Source organism: Rhizobacter sp. (genome assembly GCF_031412075.1).
Taxonomy (GTDB): domain Bacteria; phylum Pseudomonadota; class Gammaproteobacteria; order Burkholderiales; family Burkholderiaceae_C; genus Rhizobacter.
On sequence record NZ_JANOCG010000066.1, the window covers coordinates 20,564 to 27,204 of the forward strand.

Below are 6,641 nucleotides of genomic sequence, written 5' to 3' on the forward strand. Positions count from 1 at the left end.
ACCAGCGCTCAGCTGTTGGCGCGCTTTTTGAGCCAGCGCATCAGGCCGCCGATCAGCGGCAGTTTTTCGTACAACTCTTCGGCCGCATCCCAGTAGTCGCGGTGCAGCGTGATGAGGCCGATCGGGTCGAGCTGCAGCTGCGAGCCGCCACGCACGGTCTGCAGCTCGTCGTTGAATCGCTTGAAGCGAAACAGGAAGTCCCAGCTCAGAAAACACTGCTCGCCTTGCACGATGATGTCGCGCACCACGAAGCGCGGCTCGTGCAGCGACTGGTACATGTGGCGAAACACGCCCTGCACCGCCGCCAGGCCTTGCACTTCGTTGAACGGGTCTTTGAAGAGCGCGTTGGTCGTGTAGAACTCACCCAGCCGATCGATGTCGGCCGGCTTCAACTGCTCGAACAGCGTGACGATGCGCGCCACGCGCGGGTCGGAACAACGTGGCCCCGTCACAGGCCGGTGCTCCGGCGGATGGCACGAAAGTACAGCCCGTCGCTCACATGCGTCAGCGCCTTCAGCCACAGCGTGAAACGTTTGGGGAAATGAATTTCGAACCGGCCCTGCGCCCAGCCCTTGAGCATCTCTTGCGCGGCCTGCTCGGGTGTCAGCAACGCGGGCATGGTGAATTCGTTTTGCGCCGTGAGCGGCGTCTCGACGAAGCCGGGGTTGATGACGGAGGTGCCGATGCCTTGGGGTTGCAGGTCCATGTAGAGAGTTTGCGCGAGGTTGATCAGCGCCGCCTTGGTCGGTCCGTAGGCCAGCGAATTGGGCAGGCCACGGTAGCCTGCCACGCTCGAGACCAGGCTGATGTGCCCCGCCTTTTGCCGCAGCAGCACCGGCAACACGGCGTCGAGCATGTGCAAGGCGCCGACGTAGTTCACTTCCTGGTGGCGCAGCGCCTCTTTCAAGTCGAACTGGGTCGCACGCATGGCCTTGTAGTAGCCGGCGCAGTAGAGCGCGAGGTCGATGCGACCGAACTGCGCCACGATCACCTGTGCGGCGCGCTCGAAGGCGGCGCGGTCGGTGGCGTCGAATGCCAGACCCAGGCTGCCGGGGTGGGCCGTCTCGAAGGCCTGCAAGGCGGCGGTGTTGCGTGCCGACACCACCACCTGCGCGCCTTGTTTGTGCAAGAGCTCGGCGGTGGCGCGGCCGATGCCGGTCGAGGCGCCGACCAGCCAGACGACCCGGCCCTTCCAGTCGGTGATGCGGGGGTTGAGCGACATGTCAATTCTTGGTGAACGACAGCGTGACTTCGCCGAGACGGACGCCGAACTTGCTCATCACCGCCTTGTTCAGCATCACACGTTCGTCGATCAGGTACATCCAGTCGTCGAACTGCACTTCGTAGGTCTTGTCGTCGACCGGCAGCTTGAGCGTGTAGGCCCACTGGAAGGCGTTGCCCGAGGCCTGGCCTTGTGCCGTGCCGACCACGTCGCCGGCCGTGCCGGTGTACTTGCCGCCGGGCAGCTTCTTCAGCTTCCACACACGGCGATCGGTCTTGCCGTCGCTGTAGGTGAAGGCTTCGTCGAGCACACCTTCGTCGCCCGTCCACTGGCATTTCATCAGCACGGTGAAACGCCGCACCACCTTGCCAGAACGGTCGGTGAAGATGCCGTGTGCGGTGATGTCGCCATTGAAATAGCGCTGCAGGTCGAGCACGGGCTTTTCGGCCGCGTAGTCGGCCGGGGTGGGCGAGGCGCAGGCCCCCAGCGTGAGGGCGATGGCGACGGCGCAGAGCAGTTTTTTCATGGTGTTCCCTTGATCCATTGAGCCCACAACAAGCCGGCAGCGCCGAGCTTGAGCACACAGGGCAAGACGCAATAAGCGATGGTCAGCGCGCCGAGTGCCTGCACGCTCTGGCTGCCGGGGGCGTAGCCGAACCACTGCAAGGCCGGCAAGGCCACACCGGCGGCGAGCGCGAGATTGAGCTTGGTGGCGAAGTTCCACCAGCCGAAGTACGAGCCCTCGGCGCGGCCGCTGTGGCCTGCGGTTTGAATCACGCCCGCGAGCAGCGCGGCCGGCAGGCTGAGGTCGGCGCCGAGCGCCACACCGCTCAGCACACAGACGATGGTGTAGGCCACCACATCACCCGCGCCGAGCGCTGCCGCCCAGGCGAAGACGGCGATGGCCAGCAACATGCCGGCAAGCCAGCTGCGCGCCAGGCCGAATCGCCCGACGATGCGCACCCACACCGGGATCGACAGCGCGGCGGCGGCGAAGTAGCTCGCCAGAAACAGCGGCTCGTGGCTCGGGGCCTGCAGCCGGTCGCGGATGAAAAACAGCACCAGCGTCGCCGGCACCGCGCTCGCAATGCCGTTGAGCAGGTAGATCGCGAGCAGGCGGCGAAAGGCCGGTGTCTGCAAGGGCAGGCGCAACGATGGCAGCGTGACACGAAGGGGCACACGTGGCTGCGGTGCGCCGCGCAGCATCAGCACGCCCACGGCCAGGGCGACGCCGAAGGCCACCGTGGTGATGCTCAAACCCGCCACCGACGGCAAGACACTCGCGACCAGCACGCCGCACAGCGCCAGGCCTTCGCGCCAGGCCACGATGCGGGCGCGTTGTGCCTCGTCGCCGCCCAGGCGGGCACCCCAGGCTTGGTGGATCACCGTGATGACGCTGTAGCTCAGGTAGGTCACGGCCAGCAGCGCCGCACACCAGATCAATAAAGCGGTGGTGTTGCCTTGTGCGACCGGTGGAAAGAAGAGGCCGCGAAAGCCGAGCGCGAGCACCACGGCGGCCCCGGCCACAACGGCCCAGGCTTTCATCATCGACTCGTCGAGCAGGGCGTCGGCCCAGCGGCCGATGAACGGGTCGACCAGGGCGTCCAGCAACCTCGCACCCAGCAGCACCGCACCCAGCAGGGCCAGCGGCACACCGAACTCCGCCGCATAGTGGTTGGGCAGCACCACATACAAGGGCAGCGCGACAAAGGCAAGCGGGAAGCCCGGCGCGCCGTAGCTCAGGCCATGGCGCCAGCGGCCTGACCAGGTGGGCGCGAGGGCTGCACTCATCTGAGCACCCTGCGCACTTCGTGCGGTCCCGCCGAGCGGGAATGAGCCCCTGCGGGCGGCCGGGCGGGGCTCATGCGCTGCCCAACAAGGCTAGTCGCAGCTTGGGCTCAGACGTGCGCGGTGACAACCAGATGCCGGTGAACAAACGGGCAAAGGCAGGGTCGAGGATGTCGCCGCGTGGCTTGCCGTTGAAGAAAAAGCGCATGCCTTCCCCGGGCAGGTACAGGCCGGTGATGCGGTCGCCCTTGTTCACGTCGGGGAAGGTTTTCGTCATGGCGGCGAGCCAGAGCTCGGCCTTGTCGGCAGGAACGTCACCGACACGTTTCATCTCGGTCAACGAACGTTCGGCGATCAGCGAGCCGACCAGCGAGCGGGCGTATTCGAGCTCGAGCGCCACCGGGTGGTTGATGAAGTTGTCGGGCTTGAAGCCGTCGGTGACCCAGAGCCTGGCGCTGTAGACACTCAGGCCGAGAAAGGTCAGTCGGCCCTGGCCCAGCAGGCGCGCGCCGGGCAAGGCGCTCAACTCGCTGGGTGGCGTGGTCTGGGCGAGTGCGCCCAGCGGCAGGCAGGCCAGTGCGACCAAGGTGCTGCGACGCGAGAGCGTGTTCATCGCCGTTCAGTCGCGCTGCAGCGTGAACTGCATGACGCCGGTGTTGCCGGTGGCGAAGGCCGCTTCGCAGTAGCCGAGATAGAACTCCCAGATGCGCATGAAGCGGGTGTCGAAGCCCAGGCGGCGTACACGCGCGTCTTGCGCAAGGAAGCTCTCGCGCCAGCGCTTGAGCGTCTCGGCATAGTCTTCGCCGAAGGAGAGTTCGTTGACGATCTTCAAGCCCGCTTTGGCCGCCGCTTCGCGGAAGGCGCTGGGGCTGGGCAAGAGGCCGCCCGGGAAGATGTACTGCTGGATGAAATCGGTCGACTTCACGTAGCGCTCGAACAAATCGTCGCGGATGGTGATGCTCTGGATGCAGGCCTTGCCGCCCGGCTTGAGCTGCTGTTTGAGTGTCTCGAAGAAGCCCGGCCAATATTCGCGGCCCACAGCCTCGAACATCTCGATCGAGGCGATGGCGTCGAACGGGCCATCGTCGATGTCGCGGTAGTCCTGGTAGCGCAACTCGCCTTGCAGGTTGGCGCGCTTCAAACGATCCTGGCCCCAGGCCAGCTGCTCATTGGAGAGCGTGACGCCGGTGACGCTGGCATCCAACTCGCGCGCGGCACATTCGGCCAAAGCGCCCCAGCCACAACCGATCTCCAGCACGCGGTCGCCGGCCTTCACATCACATTCTTTCAGCGCACGGCGCACCTTGGCCCATTGGGCATCGACCAGGTTGCCCTGTCGATCGCCCTCGAACCAGGCGCTGGAATAGTTCATCGTCGGGTCGAGCCACAGGCGATAGAACTCGTTGCCCAGGTCGTAGTGGGCGTGGATGTTCTTCTTGCTGCCGCTGCGCGAGTTGCGGTTGAACAGATGTTTGGCGCGGTACAGCAGCGAGCCCCACCAGGTGCCGTAGACCACGGTCTCGATCTCGTCGCGGTTGGCGATGAAGAGCTTGAGCAAGGTGGCCAGGTCGGGTGTGGTCCATTCGCCGGCGATGAAACTTTCGGCAAAGCCAATGTCACCCGACTTCAGCGCTGCGCCACACACGTTCCAGTTGCGCAGGCGAATGGCCGCGCGCAGCTCGCCGCTGGTGGGTGAGCCGAAGCGGGTGTGGCTGCCGTCGGGCAACTGCACGTCGAGCGTGCCGTGCTTCAAGTTCTTGAGCAGGCGGAAGACGGCGCGCGCTGCGGCGGGCGCGCCTTCGGGCACGGCGGCAGTGCTGTAGCTGGCTTGGGTGCTGGTGGGGTTCATCGGGGCGAGTCCTGCTGTCCGGTTATCGGGTGATGAAGGCCTTGGGGGGCTCGGGTTTGCGAAAGAACGGCACGTTCTTGACCCACAACCGGAGCGCCTGCCAATGGATGCGCGCGACGACAAAAACCGTCATCAGCGGCATGCCAAAAAAGGCGGCCCGTGTGCTTTGCGCCGTCAACGGTGCCAAGTGGCCCGACACGCTGGTTTGCAGCAGTGGGCCGGCGTCGTCGTCGTGGTCAATGCGCACCAGCGTTCGCTGTGCATCGATACGTGCACTGCCGGCTTGTGGATGCAGATGGGTGCGCAAGAAGCGGAAGCGGTAGCTCCCGCTCACGTCGCAAAAGGGCGAAACATGAAACACCTTGTCGGCACGCAGCTCGGCACCGAAGGCGAGCTCGGGCCCGCGCAGCAGGTAGCAGTGGCGCTCGCCGAAGGTGTTGTTGACCTCGACCACGATGGCGGCGAGCGAGTCGTCGGCGCGGTGGCAGTACCAGAAGCTCACCGGCTTGAAGGTGTGGCCGAGAACGCGCGGGTAGCAGTGCAGCCAGGCTTCGCCGGTGGCGTCCAGAACGCCTTCGCGTTGCAGCAGTTCGTCGAGCCAGGCCAGGCTGTCGGTGCGGCCATCGCCATGGTCCCGGTCGAAGAAGCTGATCAACCCGAAACGGTTGCGCTTGAGCACCCCGGAGGCTTTCAGGCGCAGGCTGCGCATCGGCAACATCAGGAAGTAGGTGCGGTAGCTGAAGCTGTTGTTCGCCGGGCGCAGCCGGGTGTGCCGAACCACGCCGGTGCCGATCAGCGGCCCCGGTTGCGGCGAGTTCACGCGGCCTCCCGCACGGGGGTGTTCGCCCACTGGCGGCGCAAGCCGTCGGCCACGGCCAGGCCTGACATGAGCCCGTCTTCATGGAAGCCATAACGCGTCCAGGCGCCACAAAACCAGGTGCTGCCCTGCCCTTGCAAGGAGGGCAGGCGCTGCTGGGCGGCAATCGCCGCACTGTCGAACACCGGGTGGGCGTAGTCGAACTCACCGTGCACACAGTCGGGCCTGGGCTCGCGCACGGGGTTCAGCGAGACGATCACCGGCTCGTCGAACGGCAGCGGCTGCAGCCGGTTGATCAGGTAGTGCAGGCACACCGCGGCCTGCTCGCGCGGGCCGTCGGTGGCGCGCTCGTAGTTCCAGGCGGCCCAGGCCAACGGACGCTTGGGCAACACCGAGGTATCGGTGTGCAGCACCGCGCGGTTGCGGTGGTAGCGAATGGCACCCAGCACCTCGCGCTCGGCGGGGGTCGAGTCGGCCAGCAAGGCCAGCGATTGGTCGCTGTGACAAGCCATCACCACGTCGTCGAAGTGTTCGGTGCTGCGGTCGGTGCGCACCAACACGCCGGCCGACGAGCGGTGCACGCTGCGCACGGGGGTGTTGAGCCGGGCGTCGCTGATGCGCGGCAGCATCTTGTGCACGTAGTTGCGTGCGCCGCCGGTCACCGTGAACCAGCGTGGACGGTTGGCCACCTGCAGCAAGCCGTGGTTGTGGCAGAAGCGGATCATGGTGGCGATCGGAAAACGCAGCATCTGATCGGTCGGGCATGACCAGATGCAGCCAATCATCGGCAGGAAGTACCAGTCGCGGAACTCGGCCGAGAAGCGCTGCTCGGCCAGAAAGTCGCCAATGGGTTGCTGCAGTGAGGCTTCTGCGCCGTGCTCGGCCAGCTGGGTGGAGAGTTTGTTGAAGCGCAGGATGTCGGCCAGCATGCGCAAAAAGCCGGGCCGCACGAGGTTGCGTCGCTG

General features: G+C 65.8%; 8 protein-coding genes. All 8 read right to left on the reverse strand.

Going from position 1 to position 6,641, the window contains the following annotated elements:
• Positions 1-8: 8 nt before the first annotated feature.
• The gene (locus RMO40_RS02445; RefSeq protein WP_309715792.1) at positions 9-452 is read right to left on the reverse strand and encodes a nuclear transport factor 2 family protein; all 444 of its coding nucleotides are present in this window, start codon (positions 450-452) and stop codon (positions 9-11) included.
• Positions 449-1,222: an SDR family NAD(P)-dependent oxidoreductase gene (locus RMO40_RS02450; RefSeq protein ID WP_309715796.1), complete on the reverse strand. Its 774-nt coding sequence runs from the start codon at positions 1,220-1,222 to the stop codon at positions 449-451. Before RMO40_RS02450 ends, RMO40_RS02445 begins: the two co-directional genes overlap by 4 nt.
• A gap of 1 nt (position 1,223) precedes the next feature.
• Entirely contained in the window at positions 1,224-1,748 is a 525-nt protein-coding gene (locus RMO40_RS02455; RefSeq protein WP_309715799.1) for a DUF3833 domain-containing protein, read from the reverse strand.
• On the reverse strand, positions 1,745-3,013 hold the full coding sequence (locus RMO40_RS02460) for an MFS transporter (RefSeq protein WP_309715802.1): 1,269 nt from the start codon (positions 3,011-3,013) through the stop codon (positions 1,745-1,747). The genes RMO40_RS02455 and RMO40_RS02460 overlap by 4 nt, the downstream gene beginning before the upstream one ends.
• A gap of 70 nt (positions 3,014-3,083) precedes the next feature.
• Complete coding sequence (locus tag RMO40_RS02465) at positions 3,084-3,623, reverse strand: chalcone isomerase family protein (protein ID WP_309715805.1); 540 nt, start codon at positions 3,621-3,623, stop codon at positions 3,084-3,086.
• Between the two features lie 6 nt (positions 3,624-3,629).
• Positions 3,630-4,859, reverse strand: coding sequence for a class I SAM-dependent methyltransferase (locus tag RMO40_RS02470; protein WP_309715808.1), 1,230 nt, complete (start codon positions 4,857-4,859; stop codon positions 3,630-3,632).
• 22 nt (positions 4,860-4,881) lie between these two features.
• Entirely contained in the window at positions 4,882-5,679 is a 798-nt protein-coding gene (locus tag RMO40_RS02475) for a DUF1365 family protein (RefSeq protein ID WP_309715811.1), read from the reverse strand.
• Positions 5,676-6,641, reverse strand: a 966-nt coding sequence (locus RMO40_RS02480) for an FAD-dependent oxidoreductase (protein ID WP_309715814.1), incomplete at its 5' end; no start/stop codon positions are given. The genes RMO40_RS02475 and RMO40_RS02480, both read right to left, overlap by 4 nt.

What these genes read in the sequence shown, in the direction of transcription:
- RMO40_RS02450 (WP_309715796.1), bottom strand. Translation starts at nt 1,222, where the DNA reads ATGTCGCTCAACCCCCGCATCACCGACTGGAAGGGCCGGGTCGTCTGG.
- RMO40_RS02455 (WP_309715799.1), bottom strand. Translation starts at nt 1,748, where the DNA reads ATGAAAAAACTGCTCTGCGCCGTCGCCATCGCCCTCACGCTGGGGGCC.
- RMO40_RS02460 (WP_309715802.1), bottom strand. Translation starts at nt 3,013, where the DNA reads ATGAGTGCAGCCCTCGCGCCCACCTGGTCAGGCCGCTGGCGCCATGGC.
- RMO40_RS02465 (WP_309715805.1), bottom strand. Translation starts at nt 3,623, where the DNA reads ATGAACACGCTCTCGCGTCGCAGCACCTTGGTCGCACTGGCCTGCCTG.
- RMO40_RS02470 (WP_309715808.1), bottom strand. Translation starts at nt 4,859, where the DNA reads ATGAACCCCACCAGCACCCAAGCCAGCTACAGCACTGCCGCCGTGCCC.